The following is a 25,278-nucleotide window of genomic DNA, read 5'->3' on the forward strand; positions in this document are numbered from 1 at the left end:
CCCCTATTTCTCAATATCCCGCGATTCATATAAGCGGCGTAATTCATCGTCACCGGCTGCCATCAGATGCTGGACGTCGGCCACGAACTGGCCTTCCCGGATGGCCCGGACGCGCTGGTCCAGGTGCCTGCTCTTCTTGGCGATGTACTTGCCCATGAGGCGCCGTGCCAGGAGGCCGACGGCACCGTGACTGATCTTGGCCGGGCAGCTGGCAGCGCAGATGTTGCAGCAGACACAGCGGAAGGATTCCTTGGCACAGCCGGCATAATCACCGCGCTGGGCCAGGGCGATGTACTTCATGACCTGGATGCCCTGGGGACAGTTCCGCGTACAGGCGTTGCAGTGGATGCAGTTGTAGATTTCCGGATAGAGCTGGCCGACGACGTTGCCGGCTACGGGCAGGTCGTCCATATCGTAAGTCTGTTTCTTGATGGGAAATGATTCCAGGCGGCCGACGCACATGCCGTCTTCGACCTTCGTCTGGCAGGCCAGGGCCGAATGAGTCTCCGTCTGGCCCTGCAGGCGGTAAACGACGGCACAGGCCCCGCAGAACCCGCTGCGGCAGCCGCAGCCGCGGACCAGGCGGAAACCGGAATATTCCATGGCCCGCATGATTGTCAGATCTTCAGGGACCGAAAACTTCTTGCCCAGTAAATAGACCGTTACCATTTTCATAATGATAAAAACTCCTTTGTGAATGAATGGCAAAAGAGGCTGTCGTACTAAGACAGCCTCTTTTTAGTTGACAGTTTGTAGTTTTTAGTTTGCAGTGAATGGCTAAAAATTTACCCCTCATCTACTACAAACTACAAACTTTATACTACATAGCGATTACGCCAGTACTTCCAACAGGCAGTCACCGCTGATGATGGCCTGGCCTTTGGTGGCGTAGATTTCACCGACTGTGCCGTCGATAGGCGACGTGATGGTCGTTTCCATCTTCATGGCTTCGGTAACGACTAAGGGTTCGCCTTTCTTGACTTTCTGGCCCTTGGTGACCAGGACTTTGACGACAGACCCGGACAGGGTTGCGCCGATGTCACCGGCTTTGTCGGGGTCAGCCTTGCGGCGGGTGACGGTCTTCATGTCGACGCTCTTATCCTGGACCTGGATTTCGCGTTCAGCACCGTTGAACATGAAGGTAATCGTGCGGACACCACTGTCATCGGGATCGCTGATGTTGATGAGGGTGATGATGAGGTCCTTCCCTTCTTCGATTTCAACGTGGACTTCTTCGTTCTTCTTCATGCCGAAGAAGAAGGTCGGCGTATCGAGGACGCTGACATCGCCGTATTTCTTGACCGTTTCGTTGAAGTCCTTGAAGACTTTCGGATACTGGCAGTACGCGTTGATGTCTTCGTCTTCGTGTTTATAACCGGCATCGGTCAATTTCTTGCGGATCGCTTCGAAATCGACAGGAGCCAGGCTCTTGCCCGGACGTTCCGTAAGGGGTTTCTTGCCTTTCAGGACGATCTTCTGGAGTTTTTCCGGGAAGCCCTGATAAGGAATACCGATGCGGCCTTCAAAGAATTCGACGACAGACTGCGGGAAGTCGAGGACGTCGCCTTTATCGTAGACATCCTGTTCCGTCAGGTTGTTCTGGACCATGAACAAGGTCATGTCGCCGACTACTTTCGACGACGGCGTAACTTTGATGATGTCGCCGAACATCATGCTGACCGTGTGGTACATCTTCTTGATTTCGTTCCAGCGGTCGCCGAGGCCGACGGCTTTGGCCTGCTGGCGCAGGTTGGAGAACTGGCCGCCCGGCATTTCATGCTGGTAGACTTCCGTGTTCGGATACGCATCGGCTTTGTCGACGCCCTTATAGTACGGACGGACAGTAGCCCAGTAACGGGACATTTCTTCCATGGCATCGACGTCGAGGTCGGGCTGGCGGTCCTTGCCGCTCAAAGCGTAGTACAAGGTGCTCATGCTCGGCTGGCTCGTGCCGCCGGCAAAGGCGGAATAAGCGACGTCGACGATGTCGACACCGGCGTCGATGGCGCGGTCATACGTGCAGATGGCGTTGCCCGAACCGTCGTGCGTATGGAGATGGATAGGCAGGTCGACGGCATCTTTCAGGGCCGATACCAGGCGGTAAGCGGCTTCCGGTTTCAAGAGGCCGGCCATATCCTTGATGGCGATGATATTGGCGCCGGCATTCTGCAATTCCTTGGCCATGTTGACATAGTATTTCAGATCGTATTTATCGCGGGCCGGGTCGAGGATATCGCCAGTGTAGCAGAGGGCGACTTCGGCGAGCTTGTTGTTTTCGCGGACGGCCTGGATCGTGCCATACATGTTGTCCAGGCTGTTGAGGCTGTCGAAGACGCGGAAGACGTCGATGCCGTTCTTGGCCGACAGGTCGATGAAGTTCTTGACGACGTTGTCGGGATAGCTCGTGTAGCCGACGGCATTGGCACCGCGGACGAGCATCTGCAAGAGGATGTTCGGCGCTTTCTTGCGCATCTGGCGCAGGCGGACCCACGGGTCTTCATAGAGGAAGCGGTAGGCTACGTCGAAAGTAGCGCCGCCCCAGCATTCATAGGAGAAGAGGTTCGGCAGTTTCTTGGAAGCTGCTTCCAGGACGCGGAGCATATCGATGGAACGGACGCGTGTCGCAAACAGGGACTGATGGGCGTCACGCATGGTCGTATCGGTAAAGAAAACTTTCTTCTGTTCTTTGATCCACTGGGAGAATTTTTCCGGTCCCATGGCATCGAATTTCTGCTTCGTCCCATCCGGATACGGGCCGGCAACAGGCGTCGGCAGTTCCAGGGCTTCAAATTCCGGTTTGTCCTGATGGCCGGCGTCGGCATAACCGTTGATGGTCGTATTGCCAATGTATTTGAGGAGCTTCGTGCCGCGGTCCTGGACGACGGGCAGGTTGAACAGTTCCGGATGGTCGTCGATGAAGTTGACGTTATACGTACCGGCGATGAATTCCGGACTCTTGAGGACGTTGATCAAGAAGCCGATGTTGGTCTTGACGCCGCGGATACGGAATTCCTTGAGGACGCGGAGCATCTTTTCAGCTGCTTCCTTATGGGTCCGGCCATAAGTCGTCGTCTTGACCAGCAGCGAATCGTAGTACGGCGTGATGATGGCGCCGGTGTAGGCATTGCCGCTGTCGAGGCGGACGCCAAAGCCGCCGCCGCTGCGGTATACCATGATCTTGCCCGAATCAGGCATGAAGTTGTTCATCGGGTCTTCCGTCGTGATACGGCACTGGATGGCGTCGCCCAGGCAGCGGACGTCGTCCTGGGACTTGATGCCGATTTCGTCGCTGTCGAGGGCGTAGCCTTCGGCGACTTTGATCTGGGTCTGGACGATGTCAATGCCCGTGATCATTTCCGTAACGGTATGTTCGACCTGTACGCGCGGGTTGACTTCGATGAAGTAGAATTCGCCGTCCGGCGTAACCAGGAATTCGACCGTCCCGGCGTTGACGTAATGGACGTTCTTCATCAATTTCAGGGCAGCGTTGCAGATTTTCTGACGCAGTTCGACAGGCAGGGCCGAAGCCGGAGCCGTTTCGACGACTTTCTGATGACGGCGCTGGATGGAGCAGTCCCGTTCAAAGAGGTGGATGACGTTGCCGTGTTCGTCGCCCATAATCTGGACTTCGACGTGTTTCGGATTGACGATGCATTTTTCCAAATAAATTTCATCGCTGCCAAAAGCCAGTTTGGCTTCCGATTTGGCGCGGTCATAAGCATCGCGAAGGTCTGCCATACGGTCGACCATGCGCATGCCGCGGCCGCCGCCGCCGTTGACGGCTTTGAGCATGATCGGGAAACCGACCTGCTTGGCGAATTTTTCGACTTCCGCATAGTTCATGACCGGGCCGTCGCTGCCAGGGATGTACTGGATACCGGCCTTTTTCGCCTGGATACGGGCGTTGATCTTATCGCCAAACATGATGAGGTGTTCGACTTTAGGCCCGATGAAGATAATGCCTTCTTCTTCACAGCGTTTGGCCAGGTCCGCATTTTCAGACAAGAAGCCGTAGCCCGGATGAATGGCATCGACGTCGTGTTCGTGAGCAATGCGGATAATATCTTCAATATCTAAATATGCATCTACCGGTTTTTTACCTTCACCGACGAGATACGATTCATCTGCACGGAAACGATGCAGGGACAACGAATCTTCTTTGGAATAAATAGCTACAGTACGGATTCCCAGTTCATTACAAGCCCGGAAAACACGAATGGCAATTTCTCCGCGGTTGGCAACTAAAACCGAACGAATTTTTTTCATGAAAATACCCTCCTGCTTAGAAATATTAAGTCAAGACCGGTAAACGCACAGATGTCCACTCCCATACATTCACCGCTTTCTTCATTATAACAAAATAGGAAAACATTACAAGGGACGGCACACTTTGTCTTTATAAAAATACTGTATACAAGTCATGTTTTTCCGCCCTTTTCGTCGTTTTCCCGGCTTCCCCTGTTTGTCACATTCACGACGATGATTGTCCCTTCATATAAGACAATCATCGGGACGGCAATGCACGTCTGAGTGAAGATATCCGTCGTCGGCGACACGACACCGGCGAAGACGAAAGCCAGGAGGACGAAGACGCGGCGCTTGGCCCTGAGCATGGCCGGCGTCACCAGGCCCAGGCGGGACAGGACCAGGAGGACCAGGGGCAGTTCAAAGCCCAGGGCGAAGGGCAGGAGGAAAGCGATAAAAAAGGATAAATATGCCGACAAAGAAAACATAGGCTGCAACGACACCGTGGCAAAGTCCATGAAGAACCGGACCGCCGCCGGCAGGACAAAGAAAAAGGCAAAGGCCGAACCGCCATAGAACAGGAGCAGTGCCGACGGGATGAACCACAAGGCCGTCGTCACTTCCCCGCCGCGCAGGGCAGGCCGCAGGAAGCGCCAGAACTCGAAGCAGTGGATGGGCAGGGTCCCGATGAAACCGGCAAAGGCGGCGATCTCTATATAAGAAAAAAAGACTTCTGCCGGATTGAGGAAATACAATTTCCCGGCAGGAGCCGAAATGACGGCGATAATATCTTCAGCATATATATAGGAAATAATACTGCCCACCAGCCAGGCCACGAGGCAGACGATGATGCGCCGCCGCAATTCCTCCAGATGGAAAGTAATAGGAGCTCGTTCTTCAGACATGGGATTTTCCTTTCAGGTGTATAAAAGGGCTTGTCGTATGACGACAAGCCCTTTTAAGTTGGTAGTAGTTAGTTGTTAGTGGTTAGCGGATGGCTTTAAATTTAAACCTTTCTCTGCAAACTACAAACTCTGTACTACAAACTAATCATACATAATGTACGCGCGACGGGTCGTAGCGGTCTTCGCGGGGTTTTTCTTCGGCCGTAGCCTGAGGATAGCCCATGGCGACGATGGCGAACGGGGTCAGGCCCTGGGGAACGCCGAGGGACCGGCGGACGAGGACTTCGCGGGCCTTATACGGGGCGACGCCGAGCCATACGGCACCGAGGTCGAGGTGTACTGCTTCGAGCAGGATGTTTTCGACAGCTGCGCTGAGGTCGAGGTTGATGAAAGCCGGAAAACGCATGTTTTCATCGCGGGAACAGACGACGATGGCCAAGGGAGCACCGGCAGCACAGCCGGCATAAGGACTGCAGTGGGACAGGTCCTGGATGACCCGTTTGTCGCGGACGACGTAGAATTCCCAGGGCTGCTGGTTCCCAGCCGAAGGAGCGGCCATAGCGGCGCGCAGTAACTGTTCTATCTTTTCATCTTCTACCATGGTCGGTAAAAATTTACGGATACTCCGTCTGGCAAAGATTTCGTTCATGTGAATCGACTCCCTCCTATAATCATATATCTATCTCATTATAACATATATAGATAGAAAGAAAAAGAAGTTGTATAGGCTTCCATCACGAATGATGAAAAAAAGGCTTGCCGCTATGCGACAAGCCTCTTTGCTTGGTGCCGAGGGAGGGACTTGAACCCTCACGGTGTTACCCGCCTGATTTTGAGTCAGGTGCGTCTGCCATTCCGCCACCCCGGCATATCTCTTGTGCCCGGCACATGGTGTTTCAGTGCTTGGCACAAGAAGAATTATACCATAACTAACGGAATCGTCAAGTATTTTTTTTGAAAATTTTTACGACTTAATGGCCAGCCGGTACTTTTTCTTCCGAATCTTTGGCTACGACCATTTCTTCTTCTTTCAAATGAGCGAAGTATTTCTTCGTTTCGGCTACAACGACGCCAGACAGGCCGATGAGGGCGATGAGGTTCGGGATAGCCATGAGGCCGTTGACGATATCAGCCAGGACCCAGATGACGTCGAGTTTGATGAAAGCGCCGCAGGCGACGAGGGCGATGAAGATGATGCGGTACGGCATGATACCTTTGACGCCGACGAGGTATTCGACGCAGCGTTCACCGTAGTAGTTCCAGCCGAGGATGGTCGTGAAGGCGAACAAGGTCAGGCCGACGCAGAGGATGATGCTGCCGTAGGTCGGGAAAGCCATGGTGAAAGCCGCATTGGTCAGGGCTGCGCCGTTGACATCGCCCATCCAGGCACCGCTGACGACCAGGACCAAACCGGTCAAAGTGCAGATGATGATGGTGTCGATGAAGGTACCGGTCATGGAAATGAGGCCCTGTTCAGCCGGCCATTTCGTTTTGGCAGCAGCAGCTACGATAGGTGCACTGCCCAGGCCCGATTCATTGGAGAAGACGCCGCGGGCAACGCCGTTGCGCATAGCAACCAATACCGTGGCACCGAGGAAGCCGCCAGCTGCAGCCGTCGGTGTGAAGGCGCTGACGATGATCTGTTCGACAGCAGCCGGGATCTGGTCGGCAAAGACGACGAGGAAAGCGACCGTAGAAACGACATAGATGACAGCCATGGCCGGGACGATTTTGGAAGCGACGCGGGCGATGGACTGGAGGCCGCCGATGGTGATGGCAGCGACGAGGATAGTCAATACGATGGCCGTGTATTCGACGGGGATGCTCGTCGTCAGGCGCGTGATTTCAACGATGGAATTGACCTGCGCGAAAGTCCCGATGCCGAAGAAGGCGACGAGGACGCCGAAGAAGGCGAACAAGAAAGCCAAGGGCTTATATTTCTTGCCCAGGCCGTTTTCGATGTAGTACATCGGGCCGCCGGCAATATCGCCGTTCTTGTCGACCGTGCGATATTTGACGGCCAGACAGCCTTCGGCGTATTTCGTGGCCATGCCGACGAAAGCGGCCATCCACATCCAGAAGATAGCGCCCGGGCCGCCGGCATGGACGGCCGTAGCGACACCGACGATGTTGCCTGTCCCGACCGTAGCGGCCAGGGCCGTGCACAGGGCCTTGAAGCTGTCTACGTCGCCTTCGCCCTGGTTCTTGGCCGTGAAGATGAGCTTCAGCGCTCTCGGCAGGCGGAAGACCTGGAGCAAATGGAGGCGGACAGTCAGCATCAGGCCGGTGCCGATGAGCAGCACCAGCAAGGGCGGACCCCAGACAAAACTATCAATGGCATTCAACGTTTCTAACATCTTTCATACTCCCCTTTTGTTATGGTAATTATAATGACATGAAAAAAGACCTATCATCATCACTCTGAAGATAGGTCCTAAGGGTCGCAGAAAAAGAAAGGTCGTTCTGCCAGCTCTGTCCTTTTGCCTGAGAGATTAGGAATCGCTTCCTTGCACCTTCGGCGCCCAAACGGGACTCTCCAGAGTTGTGTCCACACACGGTCCCACCCCTTTGCGGGGGCACCTGAGAGTTTGACTCCGTCGGTAGGCATTGCCTTCTCCCGTGTGTTTCGTTCACGCAATATGTATGATGTGATTGTTATTATAAACCGGCTTCTTAAAAAATGCAAGCCCTTTACGGAAATTTGTCCGTATTCAGCGAACTTTCTTTATAAATCTGTGTCAGAAAAGGCGTACGGCAGGAGCTGATCCATCGTGACGACGCACCATTCCCCTTTCAGGTTGGCCATGATGACCTTGGGGATATGGAATTCGGCCATGACCTGCCGGCAGGCGCCGCAGGGCGAACAGGGGCCGGGCGTATCGGCGACGATGGCAATAGCCGTAAAGTCCCGCTCCCCTTCGGATACGGCCTTGAAGATAGCCGTCCGTTCGGCACAGTTGCCCAGGGGATAACTGGAATTCTCGATATTGCAGCCGCCATAGACCTTCCCCGACGCGGCCAGGACGGCGGCGCCGACGGGAAAATGAGAATACGGGCTGTACGAATGAGCGCGGTAGGCTTTCGCTTTTTCTATGAGTTCTTCATCAGTCATAGTGACAGACATCCTTTTAAGTGGTCCATGACCCGGTCGGCCGTCTGCTGCCATTTGAGCGGCGTCAGGGCGATATGACCCTGGCGGATGCAGGCGACATCGCTGTCGTCGGGAGCCGTCGTCATGTCGATATCGCCGACGATACGATAGCAGACGCTGCCGTCGAGGTCGCGTTTCTCAGCGATGACATTGTGGTAAATCTGGACCGTCTGGGGCACGACGCGGACGTTGTCCAGGCTGACAGCCCCTTCTGGCGGCACGTTGATGTTGGCGATGCCCGGGAAGCGGCCTTTGACGACGAGCTTCTGGACCAGGTCCCAGACGAGGTGGGCCGTCTGAGCGCAGCGTTCATCGGTCATGCCCAGCATGGATACGGCAAAGGCCGGCAGGCCGTAATACGGCCCTTCCATGGCCGCCGACACGGTCCCGGAATAGAGGACGTCGCTGCCCAGGTTATAGCCGTCGTTGATGCCGGAAATGATGAGGTCCGGTTTATCTTCTTTGAGGAAATATTCCATAGCCATCTTGACGCAGTCCACAGGCGTACCAGATACGGCGATTTCCCGGATTCCCTGTACCGTCGATTCGTCGCGGCAGTAGAGGGCCTTGTTGATGGTCATGGAATGAGACGCCGCACTGCGCTGGCCATTGGGCGCAACGACAGTCAGGCGGCAGTCATGAGATGCCAGTTCCCGTTTTAGCGTCTGAAGACCCGGCGCTTTCAATCCGTCATCATTGGTCAACAAAATATGCATAGTCTATCTCCTTACTTCTTATTTTCTTTACGCAATAAGGCCGCGCTTTCATAAGACAGGGCCCGCGTGTGCAGGGTGTGGCTCCATTTCATCTTGTGCCGGTCTTTGAAACCGAGGAAGTTGACAGGGATCCAGCTGTACATGAAAATCGGATAAATAATGAGGTATGCCCATGATTTCGGCGGCACCTTGATCTGCAAGAGGACGATGACCGGAATGAGGTACTGGCCGACGCCGATGATGGTCCAAATCTGGACGGGCACGATGGCATTGAGGATATTCGTATAGAAGGGCAGGTACGAATTAATCGAAGCCAGGACGGCGTAAATGGTCGAAGCCATCATGAAAAATGGCTGGGACAAGGTGACGATGCCGTCGAGCATGCGGATGTTGCCGGTCTTGATACCCCGGGCGAAGAGCTTGGGAATGAAGCGTTCGCCGCAGTCACACTGGCCCTGGGCCCAACGCTTGCGCTGGCGGCAGGACTGCATGAAGCCGACGACCTTTTCGTCGTAAATGATGGCATCATGGGCCCAGCAGGTGCGGACGCCTTCGAGGAGGACTTTCATGGAAAATTCCATGTCTTCCGTCAGGCAGTCACAGCCCCAGCCGTACTTGCGGACGATTTCCGTGGCGATGCACATGCCCGTGCCGCCCAGGGCCGTAGACAAGCCGATGTTGTACTTGGCCAGGTGCCACATGTGGTTGATGAGCCAGAAGGCGATGGAAAAGGTGCCGGCAATCCACGAGTCCGTCGGATTCTTGGAATCCATATAGCCCTGGATGACCTTTTCCCCCTTGCAGAGGTGGTTGTTCATTTCCCGCAGGAATTCCGGATGGACCAGGTTGTCCGCATCGAAGACGACGAAGGCGTCATACTGCTTCTCCTGGGCCAGCATCTGCGAGAACATCCAGTCCAGGGCATAGCCCTTGCCGACCTGTTCCTTGTTGGTCCGCACCTTGACGATGGCCCCGTGCTCGCGGCAGATGTCGGCCGTATGGTCCGTGCAGTTGTCGGCGACGACGTAGATGTCGTACATATCCTTCGGATAGTGGAGCTGTTTCAGATTGTCGATGAGCTGCCAGACGACTTTTTCTTCATTATGCGCGCAAATAACGGCAGCGAAGGTATTCTTAGGCGCTACCGTAATGCGTTCCCGCCGCTTCATGAGGCCGAAGCAGGCGAGGATGAAATAATAGAGGGAATAAAAAACGATGATGACCTGTATGGGTATCATGATGATATCCAAGATGTGTTCCATATGCGACTCTCCCTAAAGACTTAGCGAGCAGCTGCGACGTTCATGGCCGTATTGACTAACCCGAAGACGATATACAGTAAGAAAGGCATGGTGATGATCAGATGGAAGTCGACGAAGACCAGGACCAGAACGCCGAAGATGAGGGAAATGGCCAGGGCCGATTTGTGGAGCACGTCCGGGCTGGCCCCTTTGAAATCGGGGTTATGGACCTTGCTGACCAGATGGTAGCCCAGGAGGACGACGAAGATGGCCAGCAGCCATGCCGGCAGGACGGCGCCGGAAATGACGTACGTCGCAATGAGGCAGCCGCCATTAGGAATCGGCATCCCCTGGAAATAGCCGTGGATGACGCCGGTGTTGAGGTTGAACCGGGCCAGGCGGATACCGCCGAGAGCGGCGTAGATGATGGCCGGGATGGCGCCGATCCAGCCCAGGGACTGGAGTGAATAAGAATAGATCAGGAAAGCCGAAGCGGCCCCAAAGGATACGACGTCGGATAAGGAGTCGAGTTCCTTGCCGAAATCACCGGCGACACCAAGGGCGCGGGCCGAGCGGCCGTCGCAGGCGTCGCAGACCATGGCCAGCAGGATGCAGACACCGGCCCAGGTATAGAGCCCGTGGAGGGTCATAATCATACTCAGGACCCCGAAGCTGAGGTTTCCTGACGTAAACAGACATGGTATTACATTTTTCATTAAACTATCCTCCCTATGACGGATTCACCAGCACGGACCTTCTGGCCCTTCTTGACGGTGATTTCCACATTGTCGCGGACATAGATTTCTGCACACGACCCGAATTTGATCATGCCGTAGAGCTGGCCGTGCTGCAGTTCATCGCCCAAGGTGACCCAGGAGACGATGCGCCGCGCCAGGATGCCGGCAATGATGGTGACCAGGATATCCGTATGGGCTGAATGGATGCCGATGGAATAGCGTTCATTTTCATAGCCGACGCCTTCTTTATAAGCCGGACGGAAGCGGCCGCACGTATACTGCTGGAAATCAATGGTCCCCGGCAGCGGTGCCCGGTTGACATGGGCATCGAAGATGGACAGGAAAATGATGATTTTCCGGCACTTCTGGTTGAGATAGGCATCTTCTTCCACTTCTTCGACGCCGACGACAGTCCCGTCAGCCGGCGACACCAGGAGATGGTCGTCTGTCGGCATGGTCCGGCTGGGGTTGCGGAAGAAATAGGTGAAATACGCAGCCAGCAGCAGCAGCGGAACCACGGCGTAGGCATTGATGAAATAGCCTGCTGCCACAGCCAGTAACAGAGGCACGATAATGAAGGGGTATCCGTCTTCTACGATATAAGGTTTGTTCAAGACATCACTTTTCAACTCATCACCTCATCACTTAGGCCGGCCGCCCAGCTTGACAGCCGCGACGAATTTCGGCAGCGCCAGCATGCGTTTGAACCGCGTCGGCTCCTTCAACAGGCGATAGAGCCATTCCAGGCGGTTGTCCTGCATCCATTTCGGAGCCCGGCCGGCTTTGCCAGCCAGGACGTCGAAGGTCCCGCCGACGCCCATACAGACGCAGGGGCCGAGTTCGTAGAGATGCTCAGATATCCATTTTTCCTGTTTCGGCACGCCGAGGGCGACCAAGAGGATGCGCGTCCCCTTGCTGCGGATATCTTCAATGATACCCTGTTCTTCGTCAGCCGAAAAGAATCCCGAATGAGTCCCGACGATGTTCAGGGACCCCAGTTGCTGCTGCACATTGGCCGCAGCCTGTTCGGCAATGCCCGGGGCACCGCCAAAGAGGTAGACAGCCGTTTGGCGTGCGGCTGCTTCTTGGAGCAGACTGCACGCCAAATCGACACCTGTCACGCGTTCTTTAAATTTCTTGCCCTGCTGTTCTGCAGCCCACAGGACGCCGGCCCCATCGGGAACTACCAGGTCGGCATGCTGGAGGATATGGGCCAGTTCGCGGTCCGTCTGGGCCCGCATGACCATTTCTGCATTGGCCGTCGCAATGGAAGCGGCCCGGCCTTCGTCGATGCACTTAAAGGCCAGGTTCCGGGCTTCTTCCATAGTGACGTTCCATATGGGGATGGACAAGATATCGATTGTACTAATCAACGTATCCCTCCGCCCTGCTTAGTTTACGCTGTAGTTCGGAGCTTCTTTCGTGATGTTGACATCGTGAGGATGGCTTTCACGAAGACCGGCTGCGGTGATCTGGATGAACTGCGTATTTTCAATCATTTCTTTAATGTTGTGGCAGCCACAGTAGCCCATGGATGCGCGGAGACCGCCGACCATCTGGTAAATCGTGTCAGCTGCCGGTCCTTTGTACGGTACACGGCCTTCGATGCCTTCGGGGACGAGCTTCTTGGCATCTTCCTGGAAGTAACGGTCCTTACTGCCACATTCCATAGCGGCCAGGGAACCCATGCCGCGGTATTCTTTGTAGCTGCGGCCCTGATAGATGACCGTTTCGCCCGGGCTTTCTTCCGTGCCGGCCAGGAGGTTGCCCATCATGACGACGTTGCCGCCGGCAGCGATGGCTTTGGCCATATCACCGGAATATTTGATGCCGCCGTCGGCGATGATGGGGATACCATAGCGCTGAGCGACTTTAGCACATTCATAGACGGCCGTGATCTGCGGTACGCCGATACCAGCGACGATACGGGTCGTGCAGATGGAGCCAGGGCCGATGCCGACTTTGACGGCGTCGACGCCGCATTCGATGAGGGCTTCCGTAGCGGCACCCGTAGCGACGTTGCCGGCGATGACCGGGAGATGCGGGTACATCTTCTTGATTTCTTTCAGCGTATTGAGGACGCCCAGGGAATGGCCGTGAGCCGTATCGATGACGACGACGTCGACTTTGGCAGCGACGAGAGCGTCGAGACGGTCGGTCATGTCATGGGTTACGCCGACAGCAGCAGCGACCAGGAGACGGCCGTTGCCATCTTTGGCAGAATTCGGGTATTTTGTAGCCTTTTCGATATCCTTGATGGTGATGAGGCCCTGGAGGTTGCCTTCTTTATCGACAAGGGGTAATTTTTCAATGCGGTGCTTGCGGAGAATTTCTTTGGCTTCTGCCAGGGACGTGCCGACAGGAGCAGTGATCAGGTTTTCTTTGGTCATGATGTCACCGATGCGGCGGCTCATGTCTTCTTCAAAGCGTATATCGCGGTTGGTGATGATGCCGACGAGTTTGCCGTCGACCGTGATAGGTACGCCGGAGATGCGGTATTTGCCCATTAATTCATTGGCATCGGCCAGGAGATTATCGGGATGAAGGAAAATCGGGTCGATGATGATGCCGTGTTCCGACCGCTTTACTTTGTCGACTTCCCGCGCCTGGGCGGCAATGGACATGTTCTTATGAATAACGCCGATGCCGCCTTCGCGGGCTACGGCAATAGCCATAGGAGCTTCTGTAACGGTATCCATACCAGAGCTCATAATAGGAATATTCAGTTTGATATCGCGCGTCAGGTTCGTCGAAACGTCGACTTCCTTCGGGAGTACGTCCGATTTTGCCGGAACCAGGAGAACGTCATCAAATGTCAAACCTCTCATACCAAATTTATCAGATCTCATATTTGCACCTCTGTTTTGAAAAATATAAGAAACTAAGGGGAAATACCCCTAAATAGCTTATCCCTTATTATAACTGAAATCAGCTCTTATGTACATATATTACAGCAAATTTCTATCAGTTATTTAAAAGGCCGGCAAAAGTATGGCCAAAGCGTCTCTTTAATGCCGCTTCTGCTTTCCCCAGGTCTTCGTGGCCCAGCCACCATTGCCGGGCCGCATCGCGGGCCGCCGCCAGGAGAGGTACGTCGTTTATAATATCGGCAGCTTTCAAATCGGGCAGGCCATGCTGCATATAGCCGAAGAGCTGTCCCGAACCGCGCAGGAGCAGGTCTTTTTCAGCCAGCGTGAAGCCGTCGTGTATCTGTTCCATCCATTTCAGGCGCTGCCGCGTCTCATCGCTGCCGCCTTTGGCCATGAGGATGCAATAGGCCTGCATATCGCCGCGGCCGACGCGGCCCCGCAGCTGGTGGAGCTGGGCCAGGCCGAAGCGTTCGGCGCCGTCGATGAACATGACCGTCGCATTGGGGACGTTGACGCCGACTTCGATGACGCTCGTCGCGACCAGGAGCTGGATATCCCCTTTCTGGAAGGCCTCCATGACGGCTTCTTTCTCTTTGCCGGCCATACGGCCGTGGACGAGGCCGCACGTGCGCTTTTTGAAGACGCGGGACCGCAGTTCTTCGTAGAGGTCCGTCGCCGCCTGCAAATCGACGCTTTCCGAGGCCTCGACGAGGGGACAGACGACGTAGCACTGCTGGCCCTGGGCCATGAGCTTGTCCATGAAGATATAGACCCGCCGGCGCAGGGCTTCGCCGACGGCATAGGTCTTGACCCATTTCCGCCCTGGCGGCAGCTCGCGGATGGACGACACGTCGAGGTCGCCGTAGAGGGACAAGGTCAGCGTCCGGGGAATGGGCGTGGCCGTCATGAACAGGGCATGTGGCTCCTTCCCCTTTTGTTCCAGCGCCGACCGCTGGCGGACGCCGAAGCGGTGCTGTTCGTCCGTGACGACCAGGCCCAGGCAGCGGAAGGCCACGTCATCCTGTATCAGGGCGTGAGTCCCGATGAGGATGTCGATGCGCCCCTGGGCCAGTTCTTCCAGGAGCTGCTGCCGTTCCTTAGCCGTCGTCCTGCCCGTCAGCAAGGCGATGCGGACGTCCAGGCCCTGAAAGAGGCGGCAGAATTCTTCATAGTGCTGGGCCGCCAGGATGCCCGTCGGCGCCATGAGGGCCCCTTGATAGCCGTTCTCTACGATCTTGGCCAGGGCCAGGGCGGCGACGACGGTCTTGCCGGAGCCGACATCGCCCTGGACCAGACGCTGCATGGGCACTTCGCTCTCCATATCGGCCTGGATATCGAGGAAGGCCTGGGTCTGGCCTTTCGTCAGGGTAAAGGGCAGGTGGTCATAGAAGGCCTTGAGCAGATGGCCGTTAGGGCCGCATTTGATGCCCTGGCGCTTGCCTTCATGGCGCCGGCGCAGGAGCAGGCCGAGCTGCATGTCGAAGAGCTCTTCAAAGGCCAGCTGGCGCCGGGCCTGTTCCCGTTTCTCCATAGAATCAGGGAAATGTATCTGCTCATAGGCTTCGAGCGTCGACATGGCGGCAAAAGGCGACTGACGGCAGCCGTCCCAGCCGGGCAGGATGTCCGGATGTTCCCTGGCCAGGTCCAGGGCCTGGCGCACGGCCTTGCGGATATCCTGCTGGCGCAGGCCGTCGGTCAGGCCGTAGACGGGGACGAAGCCATCGCCGCCAGCCCGCCCTTCTTCCGTATCGGGCGTATTCATCTGGCGGCGGCCGTAAGCCCATTCCATCTTGCCGAAAGCCGTCAGGGTCAGGCCGACATGGAACTGGCGTTTCTTGAAGGCCTGATTGAACCAGACCAGTTCGGCCGCCCCCGTGCCGTCGCTGACCATGACCTTCAAGATGGAGAGGCCCCGGCGGGGCCGCATTTCCTGGACAGAGGCCACGGTCCCGCAGACCAGGACGGCTTTCCCCGTCCCGCACGGCGCCTGGCCGATGGGCCAGATGTGGCTGCGGTCTTCATAATCGCGGGGCATATATTGTAATAAATCGGACACCGTCGTCAGATGGAGCCGGGCAAACAGGGCTTCTTTGCGCGGTCCGATGCCTTTTAAATCGCGAATGGAAAAATTCATACCAAAAACTCCTTGTCAAATATTCGTTTTTATTGTATCATATTTCGTAGGCTTTTTTAAAAAAATAAAACTTGCTTTGCCTAATAATCTGTGATAAGATTTATATGTTGTACTGTGATGGTGCAGGGAGGTGTAACCAATGGCAAACTTTTGCGAAATCTGTGGTAAAGGAACAATGAGCGGCATGAATGTCAGCCATTCCCACTTGAAAACGAAAAAAACCTGGAAACCGAATATCCAGCGTGTCCGCGCTGTCGTCGACGGCGAAGTAAAACGAGTTAATGTTTGCACTCGTTGCCTTCGTTCCGGTAAAGTCCAGCGTGATGTTTAAGGATGATAAAAAAGAGGCTGTCACATTAAGACAGCCTCTTTTTTAGTTTAAAGTTTGTAGTTTTTAGTTTGCAGTGAATGTTTAAAAATTTAAAGCTGTCATCTGCAAACTACAAACTCCGTACTACAAACTACAAAGAGAAAGGGACCTCGCATGATAGAATAAACCTTCATGCGACAGTCCCTTTTTTCGTGGTTCGTAGCTCGTAGGGGGCGCCACGTGGGCGACCCGTTGGGAATTTGTGTGATTTCCCCAACGAAATGAACGGGGAATCGCACATATCCTGGAGCGGGCTCGCCACGTGCGAGCCCCTACATGCATATGTATTTTGCCAGGCGGGCCGCCCGGTCTTCGATGCCGGCGTTCCGGAGGATGCTCTTGGGGTCGTTGGCCGTTTCGATGAGGGCGAAGTACGGCGGCAGGATGAAGTTCTTGTTGCAGTTCATGGCGTCCAGTATCTGTTCGGCCACGATGTCGCCGCCGCTGTAGCCGGAGACGACCAGGGCGTAAACTTCCTTATTGGCAAAGGCCGCCTCTTCCTTGCGGAACAGGGCCGTCAGCCTGTTGAAGAAGGCCGTGATGTTGGCGCTGACGGCGTCGTTGTAGTTCGGGCAGACCAGGACGATGACGTCGCCCTGGCGCACAGCGGGATAGACTTTTTCGACCATGACGCCGCCGTAGAAGCAGTCCCCTTTTTCGCCGAAGTGGAGGCACGTTTCGTAGCTGCAGCCCCGGCAGTCGACGACGCTGCCGTTGCGCAGGGAAATCTCCGTGACCTTCGCCTTCCCCTGCAGATGGCAGCGGACCATCTCCCAGAGGAGGAGCGTATTCGACGTGCGGCGGCTGCTGGCGTGGATGACGACGATATCTTTGACCTTCCCTGACCCGGACGGGCGAACGAAGGACAGCAGCTTGTTGACCAGGTGGCCGGCACTGACGGCATAGGCCTCTTCATTAGAGAGGCCCTGGATCTTGGCCTGGGTATTAAAATTATAGAGAGAGCCCGTAGCCTCGACGAGAGGCTTCCCGGGAAAGATACAGCCGGCCTGATTGGCAAAGAAAATCAGCTCCCGGCCTATTTTTTTTGTAAAAAATTCCCCCTGCCCGTCGACGAGGACGGCACCGCGGCAGCCGGCCAGGCAGTGACGGTGGCGGACCAGGCAGGATACGAGGTGGACATAGGACAGGCTGACGCCGGCCCTGGGCAGGGCGACGGCAAAGAGGACGGCTGTCCCCTCTTTTTCCGCCGGCGTGCGGACGCACCAGCGCAAAAAGGCCTTTTCCCGTTCGATGACGGTATACGTCCACCCGGCCAGGGCCCGGTCGAGGACGCGCCGGATTCGTTCCGTGTGGCCCGCTTCCTCCCAGCCGACCTTGACGACCAACAACATGGCAAGGCCCCCTTCCTATACGAGGCGGCTCAGTGCCGTATAAGCCCGTTTCCAGCGCGCATAGAGGGCCGGGCAGGCACAGACGTCTTCATAGGTCACGCAGCCGCCGGCGACGCGGTTCTTGACGCCGAAGAAAGCGCCTTTCGATGTATCGCCGAGGTAGACCGACCCGTAATGCCACTGGCCGCGCAGGGTCAGGATGATCGACAAGGCCGCCGACGACAGGGCCGGGGCGATGTAGGGCTTGTAGCCCAGGTCGCGGACGGCGACGTTGGCATGGACGACGAGGTCCGTCAGTTCCCTGGACAGCGCGTCGTCATAGCCGTCGAGGCGGTCGGCGATGACCAGGTCTACCCCGTGGGGTCCAAAGGCGCGGCCTTCTTGCAGATAATGGGCGAAGCGCGGATCCTTTTTCGCATAGTAGCAGGCCCGGGCATGCATGACGCCCAGGCCGTAGCCCTGGATCTGCGACGGATGGAGACCGGAAGCGGTCAAAAAGGCGCGGCACAAGGGGTCGACCGGATCCGATACGATGCAGACCTGGCCGCCGAAGCCGGCCTGGCGGGCCAGGGCCGCATAATGGGCGACGAGACTGCGGTTGGCTTCGAGCTGGGCCATGCGCACGTCGCCGCCGGCGCCGACAGGCGGTACGCCCTTGCTGGCACAGAAAATGAAGACATCGCAGTCGAAGACGTCTTTTTCCGGGACGATGGTCACGGCCGGCAGGACCGGGTCGTCACAGCCATCCAGTCCGGCAAAGGGGTAGCGTATCTGGTTCATCTCCATTTCCAGGCGGGACAGGTTCTCCTCGTTGATATCGCACATGCCGACAGAACCGATGACGTCCTGGCCGGCCAGGAGCAGGCCGATGAGCATGGTCGTGCCCACATCGCCCAAGGCGACGATATGGACGCGGGCCTTCCCGGCCAGCTGCGGTGCCCTGTCGAGGGGCATGGCAGAGGCTCCGATTTCTCCGGGCAGATCATGTATCCATTTATTCAAGTTCTCCATCTCCTTCCCCCCAGCGCAGGCGGATGAGCCGTTCGATATCGTTCTTGATGAAGCGCGTCGGGTCCATGTTCTCATCGAACTTGACGCCGACGTCGATATCGGGGATGCGCGGGTAGGTAATGACTTCGCCGAGCCGCTTCAGGGTCAGACGTTTTTCAAAGGTTTCCTGGTAGACGTCCTGCAATGTCTCCATGATAGATGCGGCATTTTGCAGACACGTCAGGGAGTATAAGTAGTCGGCGTCGCTGTTGCCCTTGCCGATGAAAGCCGGCTTGACATAGGGCAGGACCAGGTTGATCGACGGATTGCGGCCGTAGCCGCTGTAGTTATGGGCATTGTCCAGGCTGTCGCCGCCGATGAAGGGATAGCAGTCCCTTTCGTTGAGCCAGACTTCCAGGCTGGGCAGGAAATAAGCGCTCTCGGCGCGGATGTCCTTTTCTTCCATCATGTCCATGGCCTGACCGGTCATGACGCCGACCAGGACTTCCTTGATTTCGACGCCGTTCTGTTCCAGGTAGGGCGTCAGCATGCGCATGCGGTGGCCTTTGTGCAGGAGGTCGTCGATGAGGATGACCGGCCTGTCGAAGGACTTGATGGTCTTGACCTGATTGTCGACGGACGAATAGTGCTGACATTCGGCGATGGTAAAAGACTTGACCGTGCGGTCGAAATACTTGTCGATGTGCAGGCCCTTGGTCACCGTGTTGGGTACGAGGACATCGCTCAGGGCCTTGCCAAAGGGAACGGTCATGTACGGGCCGCGGCGCTTCTTCTTGTCTTCGACGATGGAAACGCCGTTGATTTCAGCGACTTTCTTGATGATCTTATTATAAAAGGCACTCATGTTGAAAGACAGGATGAGCTGGCCCGGATAAATGTGGTTCATGACCGACAACAGATTGTTGTGGGCCTCGTAGATGGCCCGGCGGACGCGGGGATTCTTGTTGAAGGGGTTCTTGATGGTCGTTTCGACGTCGCGGAAAATGACGATGGGCGATTTCATGTTGACTGCATAAATCGGTGTCTCTTCCGGCGGCGCAATGTTGACGAACCCCTGGCGGCGCAATGCGTCGATGACGGGCTGCTCGCAGCCGGCCGGATCGACGGGATGGTAGACGGCGTAGGCGTAGTCGCGGGCAATGAGCTCTGTCAGGATTTCCGTAATGATGATCTGGCTGACATTGGCAATGCCGGCCATGTCGTCGGCATAGAGAAAGCCGATGCAGGCAACGCCTCCGTCAGCGGCATCGCGGATGTGCGAGGCAATGGCCGAGTCGTGGAACTCGCGCAGCAAATCGCGGGAGCCCACGCGGTGGACGGCGGCGTAAGCGATCATCTTGCGCTCCTGGCTGGCGTCGTCGATGTACAGCGTCCAGACATAGTCCTTTTCGACGTAGCTGTCGACGGTCTCCGTATGGTAGCCTTTATCCCAGAGGGCGCTGCAGATGGGCCACAGGCTTTCGGCGCCGCGCGGCTTGAAAGAGCCGATGCCGATTTCCCGAGCTTCCAGGACGTGCTTGTACGCCGGTTCGCGCAGGTAAAGGTTGTTATCGTAAATGAAGTTCTGTGCCACGGCGTCGATGAGGTTGGAAATATCCCGGTTAAGGTCGATGTTCTCGCGTATCTTCGTCGAGCTGATGTCTTCGTAGAACTTGTCCAGCGTCAGGCGGATGACCTTGGCCTGGATGCCGTAGGTCTTTTCATGCTGGTCCGGTTCGGCATTTTCCCGCGTCTCCCTGGCGAAGGCGATATGGTTGACCGTATGGATCGAATCCGGCGTCGGTACGGCCCGGTAAGCCGACGCATTTTCGATGACGTCCGTGCCGACGGCGATGTACAGGTCCCGGCCGGCAAAGATGTCCTTGAGCTTCTTGATGTCCGCCGGATTGGCGATGTTGATGGGGATATCGTCCGGGAAGGGATACATGTTCTCTTCATCGGCGACGGATATGTTCATGATCTTGCGGCGCATGAGCCGCGGCTGGGTGTGCTTGGACCAGGAAAATTCATCGAGGGCCAGGTAAATGTCGAAGCCCAGGTCGCGTATCTTGCAGGCCACGGCCTTGTGGCCCAGGCTGAAGGGGTCGAAGGTCCCCGGATAGAAGCAGGGCTTGCGGCCTGTTTCAAAGGTAAAGGGCCCTCTGGCGAATTCGTGCTGGCTGATGTAGCGGTAAATATGGTTGAGCACGGCCGAATTACTGTAGAAATCCAGGTTTTCTTCGCTGTTCTCATCGAGGAGGACCAGGAGTTTCTTATAGCAGTGGCTGAAGAGGAAATCTTTCCGTTCGTCCGGCATGAGCGGGCTGTGGAAGATGAATTTCCCTAAATCGCGAAAGGCGTCGCGGCTCAGTTCCTTATTGTAATGGGCATAGGCCTTGATCATGATGTACAGCAGGCGGCGCTGGCGCTTTTCGTTGACCGCCGGGTCTTCTGAGAACTCTTTGGCAAATTCGTCGAATTGTTCCAAAATGATGCCCACTGTCTGGACCATGGACGCTGCCAAGGGGATGTTGACCGTCAGCAGCTGGCCTTCGATGGTCTTGACGAATTCGTCGAACTCCCGCGGCGGCAGCTTGAGGATCATCTTGCCCAAAAATTCCGGCACGTATTTAGAAATCTGCGGGTCGCCGATTTCCAGGCCGTTGAACAGTTCGACCGTCAGTTCGTTGCGCTGGGCATAAGTCATGTTCGAGGCAATCTTGAGCAGGCTGTTGCCGGCGGCGCGGCGGACGAAGATGGATTCGCTGACCTTGAGCAGATTGGTCAGATGGGTCCCGAGATGCATGACGCTGCCGGCATCGCTCTGGCCGTCGATGTAGCGCAGCATGAGTTCCAGGTTGGCCACTTTGACGACCCAATGGGTCCCCATCTTGAGGTCGACCAGGAAGAGGTTGCCTTCCCGTTCAAAGAAGGCGTCCCGCCCTTCAGGCAGGTTCATGACCTTGAGCAGGTCCTTATAGTACAAGTCATCCGTATAGTCGGCAAAGACGTGGCGGGCGCAGTTCAGGGCGGCCACGCGCAGGTTGAAGGATTCACTCTGCTTGGCCCTTTCTATGAAGGGGCCGGCGGCGGCCATAAAGGCTTCGTCCAGATAGTCCCGGTCCATGTCGGCCAGGACCTTCAAGAGGATGATATACTCTTCTTCACTGTAATTGCGCCGTTCATAATACGGCCCCATGACGGCCGTATAGCGGGGACGCTGGGACCGGGCACAGCGGTGCAGGACGGCCGATACAAAGGTGCTCAGGCAGTAGCCGATCCACAGCTTGTGCTGCTCGGTGAAGCGGATATCCGGGCAGATGATGCGGTCCAGGTAGGTCGTGAACAGGGACAGGTTGGTCACGGCCTTGGCCGGCAGGGAGACGCCTTCGGGCAGTTCCTTGGTATACGTATCGTTGAAATTGGCGATGATGCGTCCCATGAGGGCTGCCGCCTGCAGGCGGATGTCGCCTTCGCGGTGGGACAAGAGCTCGTAGAGGAACTTCAGGGTCATGAGCTTCTGATGCTCCGTCATGTACGTCGAATATTCCTCGAAGATGCCGATATACGTGCGGACATTCTTCCACTGCCGCTCGCTGCGGGCCGCTTCGATGAGGTTGCCAAAATCGCTTTCATCACGGAAGATGCTCATGAGGCGGATGTTGTGGTCGATGGCGGCATATTTGAGCTGGGCAATGACGTCATTGCCTTCGAGGAGGACTTTTTCCCGATGGATGGGCTGCGGCGGGTCGGCCGGTTCCCAGGCGAAGTCGGCAGGCAGTTCGGTGACGACGCCGTGTTCTTTCATGAAATCTTCAAAGTCCGCCAATTTAGCATAGACTTTCTGATAGCGCTGGCGCTTGGCGTCGTCGACATTATCCAGCTTCCCCAAGATGACGTCGAAGGCCTGGGCCAGGGAATAGAAATGGACGATTTCCCTTCCCTGGGCATCGCGGCTGCTCTTGACGCGGAAATCGGCATAAATGAGCAACAGCGATTCGACGGACAGGTTTTCCAGTTCCAGGTCCCAGACGGAATGGTTAGCCGCGATGTGGCCGATACCCGGCAGGCCCAGGCGGCGGCAGCACATGCCCGTATAATAATAATGTAAATAAGGGACCCGCTTCTCTTCATTCTTCTTGCAGCCGTACTTGCCGATATCATGGCAGGCAGCGGCGCCGGAAATGAGGGCGACGTCGACGGGGATGCCGTTCCGCGCCAGCTGGCGGGCTGCGTAAACGGCGACGTAGTGGACGCCGCCGACGTGGCCCAGCGTATTGAAAGGCGTAATGTCGACGCCGATGCGCATGAATTCATAAATATAATCGTCGGCAGCCAGTGTACGCAGGCGCAGGTATTCCTTGGTGTAGCCGTGGGCCATGATTTCCTGGACCGATACCAGGGGCATGTCCCGCTTGGGGTCGAAGGGCAGGACCTGGCGTTCATAGCGGTAGAGGCCGCGCAGGACCTGCATGAGGATCAGGCAGCCCCGCCGGTAGATGTCGCCATGACTGCCGCGCCCTGTCAGGGCCATGGACTCCGGGCCCTGGCAGGAACCGGGAAAGAGGCGGGCCAGGACGCGCTGATGGCAGCAGCGCAGCCAGCCGCCGGCCGGTTCGTCCCGGAGGCAGTCCAGATAGGGTTTGGCCGCCGCGACGACAGCAGGCGAAGAAAAGCGCCCTTCCCCGTCGCGGCAGTGCTGTAATTCATCGGCCAGGGACCGCAGGCGGCTGCGGCGTATCCAGGCCGTCATTTCATCTTTTTCCATTCCCAGCGTCGCCAAAAAATGCCGGCTCTCCAGGGCCGCCGACAGGGACGTGAAAATGGCTGTCGTCGAATCTTTCATAGTGCTCCTTCCGAAGTTTGATGTCGTAATGTCAAACCTCACGCAGTGACGCAAAAAGGGCCCTTGCATAATGGTAAGAACCATGATGCAACAAGCCCCCCTCGCCGCCATTGGCTGATTTTATTCTGGATACAGTTCTTTATTGCGTTTGACGATTTCCATGACCAGGTTCGCCGTTTCTTCGATAGCCTTGGACGACACATCGATGATGGGACAATGGAGGCGGCGCATGACACCGCGGGCATATTCCAGTTCTTCATTGATGCGTTCGATATTGGCGTAGCTGGCGTTGGCATCGAGCCCCATGCTGCGCAGCCGTTCCGAACGGATGAAATTCAGCTTGAACGGGTCGATGATGAGGCCGACGATCTTGCGGGCCGGGATCTGGAACAGTTCCGGCGGCAGGCTGACTTCCGGCACCAGCGGCAGGTTGGCCGCTTTGATGCGCTTATGGGCCAGGTACATGGAAAGGGGCGTCTTCGACGTGCGCGAGACGCCGACGATGACGATATCGGCCTTCAAGAAGCCCATGGGGTTCTTGCCGTCGTCGTATTTGACGGCGAATTCGATAGCTTCGACGCGTTTGAAATATTCTTCGTCGAGCTGATGGATCATGCCGGCCTTCAAAGTCGGTTCCGTATCCGTCAGGGTGCCGACGCCGGCCAGCATGGGGCCGATGATATCGACGACGGTGACGTTGGCCGACTTAGTCAGTTCCCACAGTTTCCGGCGCAGGGTCGGCGAAATGATGGTGTAGCAGATCATGGCATTGTGAGCTTCGGCCTTGCAGACCAGCTCCTCGATTTGCTGTTCCGACCGGATGTACGGTACGCGGATGATGTTGAATTCTTGCTTGTCGTACTGGCTGGCTGCTGCCCGGGCGACGCGTTCAGCCGTTTCACCAAGCGAGTCTGAGCAGGCATAAATAATCGGTTTTTCCACAGTTATCTCCTCCCTAACCCACATTCTACAAAGAGACGGGTTATGTTCGTTTTTGATATCCTGCCAAGGATCTTCAATTCCTTCTTGTCGTCTTCATCGGTACTTTCGACCTCGACGACAGGCAGGCAGTCGATTTCATATTCGATCAGGCGCTGAGCGGCGACGATAGCCTTTTCCTCAGGCTGGGCATAGATCACTTTGCTCACTGGCGTCATGACCATGCGCACCGGCAGGGCCCGCAGGTCATTGCTGCCCATAGCCGTTTTCAATAAATCCTTTCGCGATACGACGCCGGCCAGGATATTGTCCGTCCCGACAAAGACGGTCCCCGCATCTTCCGTAAACATGGCGATGATCGCATCGTAAGCACTCGTATGCTCACCGACGATCACAGGCTGCGACAGGCAGGAATCAATGGTGATATCCGTGATGGCCCGCGAGAGCAGGTCTTTTTCTTTATTGCCCGTAAAAAAGTAGCCTAATTTCGGCCGCGCATCGATGAGCCCTAACATGGTCAGGATGGCCAGGTCCGAGCGCAGGGCTGCCCGCGTCACGTGGAGCCGGTTGGCAATATGCTGGCCCGTAATCGGACTGTTTTCCTTTACAATCTGTAAAATCGTTTCCTGACGTTCCGATAACATAGCGTCTTTTCACCCCCTGCATAGCAAGCGTTCTCTTATTCACTTATTATCATAACATATATAAAAACATCCCGCGATATAAGATGTATAATATGCAAATAGTGTATAATACAAGGTCCTAGTATGAGAAAAAGGCGG

General features: G+C 56.2%; 19 protein-coding genes, 1 tRNA gene and 1 riboswitch. Of the genes, 1 reads left to right on the plus strand and 19 read right to left on the minus strand.

Annotation, left to right across the window (positions count from 1 at the left end; all coding sequences use genetic code 11):
* Window positions 1-3: 3 nt before the first annotated feature.
* From ACFWUB_RS03490 to recG, 14 genes are all read right to left on the minus strand, one after another.
* On the minus strand, window positions 4-675 hold the full coding sequence (locus ACFWUB_RS03490) for a 2Fe-2S iron-sulfur cluster-binding protein (protein ID WP_416184236.1): 672 nt from the start codon (window positions 673-675) through the stop codon (window positions 4-6).
* A 156-nt stretch (window positions 676-831) separates the two neighbouring features.
* Complete coding sequence (locus ACFWUB_RS03495) at window positions 832-4,266, minus strand: pyruvate carboxylase (RefSeq protein ID WP_416184237.1); 3,435 nt, start codon at window positions 4,264-4,266, stop codon at window positions 832-834.
* A 152-nt stretch (window positions 4,267-4,418) separates the two neighbouring features.
* Window positions 4,419-5,150: a twin-arginine translocase subunit TatC gene (gene tatC / locus ACFWUB_RS03500; protein ID WP_416184238.1), complete on the minus strand. Its 732-nt coding sequence runs from the start codon at window positions 5,148-5,150 to the stop codon at window positions 4,419-4,421.
* Between the two features lie 145 nt (window positions 5,151-5,295).
* Complete coding sequence (locus ACFWUB_RS03505; RefSeq protein WP_302681002.1) at window positions 5,296-5,799, minus strand: nitroreductase family protein; 504 nt, start codon at window positions 5,797-5,799, stop codon at window positions 5,296-5,298.
* 135 nt (window positions 5,800-5,934) lie between these two features.
* Window positions 5,935-6,018 (minus strand) — tRNA-Leu (locus tag ACFWUB_RS03510).
* A 103-nt stretch (window positions 6,019-6,121) separates the two neighbouring features.
* The gene (locus tag ACFWUB_RS03515) at window positions 6,122-7,507 is read right to left on the minus strand and encodes an alanine/glycine:cation symporter family protein (RefSeq protein WP_020310682.1); all 1,386 of its coding nucleotides are present in this window, start codon (window positions 7,505-7,507) and stop codon (window positions 6,122-6,124) included.
* Between the two features lie 105 nt (window positions 7,508-7,612).
* A riboswitch (glycine riboswitch) is annotated at window positions 7,613-7,700 on the minus strand.
* A 175-nt stretch (window positions 7,701-7,875) separates the two neighbouring features.
* Window positions 7,876-8,262, minus strand: a complete 387-nt coding sequence (locus ACFWUB_RS03520; RefSeq protein WP_020310681.1) for a cytidine deaminase — start codon at window positions 8,260-8,262, stop codon at window positions 7,876-7,878.
* Entirely contained in the window at window positions 8,259-9,017 is a 759-nt protein-coding gene (gene surE / locus ACFWUB_RS03525; protein WP_020310680.1) for a 5'/3'-nucleotidase SurE, read from the minus strand. The genes ACFWUB_RS03520 and surE overlap by 4 nt, the downstream gene beginning before the upstream one ends.
* A gap of 11 nt (window positions 9,018-9,028) precedes the next feature.
* On the minus strand, window positions 9,029-10,279 hold the full coding sequence (locus tag ACFWUB_RS03530; protein WP_020310679.1) for a glycosyltransferase family 2 protein: 1,251 nt from the start codon (window positions 10,277-10,279) through the stop codon (window positions 9,029-9,031).
* 20 nt (window positions 10,280-10,299) lie between these two features.
* Complete coding sequence (locus tag ACFWUB_RS03535) at window positions 10,300-10,974, minus strand: CDP-alcohol phosphatidyltransferase family protein (RefSeq protein ID WP_020310678.1); 675 nt, start codon at window positions 10,972-10,974, stop codon at window positions 10,300-10,302.
* On the minus strand, window positions 10,974-11,624 hold the full coding sequence (locus ACFWUB_RS03540) for a phosphatidylserine decarboxylase (protein ID WP_292105825.1): 651 nt from the start codon (window positions 11,622-11,624) through the stop codon (window positions 10,974-10,976). The genes ACFWUB_RS03535 and ACFWUB_RS03540 overlap by 1 nt, the downstream gene beginning before the upstream one ends.
* Window positions 11,625-11,636: 12 nt before the next feature.
* Complete coding sequence (locus ACFWUB_RS03545) at window positions 11,637-12,368, minus strand: WecB/TagA/CpsF family glycosyltransferase (RefSeq protein WP_036200951.1); 732 nt, start codon at window positions 12,366-12,368, stop codon at window positions 11,637-11,639.
* A gap of 18 nt (window positions 12,369-12,386) precedes the next feature.
* The gene (gene guaB, locus ACFWUB_RS03550; protein WP_296820842.1) at window positions 12,387-13,844 is read right to left on the minus strand and encodes an IMP dehydrogenase; all 1,458 of its coding nucleotides are present in this window, start codon (window positions 13,842-13,844) and stop codon (window positions 12,387-12,389) included.
* A 115-nt stretch (window positions 13,845-13,959) separates the two neighbouring features.
* On the minus strand, window positions 13,960-15,999 hold the full coding sequence (gene recG / locus ACFWUB_RS03555) for an ATP-dependent DNA helicase RecG (RefSeq protein ID WP_416184239.1): 2,040 nt from the start codon (window positions 15,997-15,999) through the stop codon (window positions 13,960-13,962).
* Window positions 16,000-16,138: 139 nt separating this feature from the next.
* Between recG and rpmB the strand changes: the two genes are divergently transcribed.
* Window positions 16,139-16,330, plus strand: coding sequence for a 50S ribosomal protein L28 (gene rpmB, locus ACFWUB_RS03560; RefSeq protein WP_014014995.1), 192 nt, complete (start codon window positions 16,139-16,141; stop codon window positions 16,328-16,330).
* A gap of 311 nt (window positions 16,331-16,641) precedes the next feature.
* On the opposite strand, the gene ACFWUB_RS03565 is transcribed toward rpmB, so the two are convergent.
* From ACFWUB_RS03565 to ACFWUB_RS03585, 5 genes are all read right to left on the minus strand, one after another.
* Window positions 16,642-17,721 carry a flavodoxin family protein gene (locus ACFWUB_RS03565; RefSeq protein WP_302681006.1) on the minus strand — a complete coding sequence of 360 codons (1,080 nt, stop codon included), beginning with the start codon at window positions 17,719-17,721 and terminating at the stop codon, window positions 16,642-16,644.
* Window positions 17,722-17,736: 15 nt separating this feature from the next.
* Window positions 17,737-18,732, minus strand: a complete 996-nt coding sequence (locus tag ACFWUB_RS03570) for a lactate dehydrogenase (protein WP_416184240.1) — start codon at window positions 18,730-18,732, stop codon at window positions 17,737-17,739.
* On the minus strand, window positions 18,716-23,557 hold the full coding sequence (locus ACFWUB_RS03575) for a phosphohydrolase (RefSeq protein ID WP_416184241.1): 4,842 nt from the start codon (window positions 23,555-23,557) through the stop codon (window positions 18,716-18,718). Before ACFWUB_RS03575 ends, ACFWUB_RS03570 begins: the two co-directional genes overlap by 17 nt.
* 120 nt (window positions 23,558-23,677) lie before the next feature.
* Window positions 23,678-24,499: a pyruvate, water dikinase regulatory protein gene (locus tag ACFWUB_RS03580; RefSeq protein ID WP_020310668.1), complete on the minus strand. Its 822-nt coding sequence runs from the start codon at window positions 24,497-24,499 to the stop codon at window positions 23,678-23,680.
* Window positions 24,500-24,501: 2 nt separating this feature from the next.
* A complete protein-coding gene (locus ACFWUB_RS03585) occupies window positions 24,502-25,140 on the minus strand; it encodes a helix-turn-helix transcriptional regulator (protein ID WP_020310667.1) in 639 nt (212 codons plus the stop codon).
* Window positions 25,141-25,278: the final 138 nt, after the last annotated feature.

It is taken from the genome of Megasphaera sp., assembly GCF_047831605.1.
Classification (GTDB): Bacteria; Bacillota; Negativicutes; order Veillonellales; family Megasphaeraceae; genus Megasphaera; species Megasphaera intestinihominis.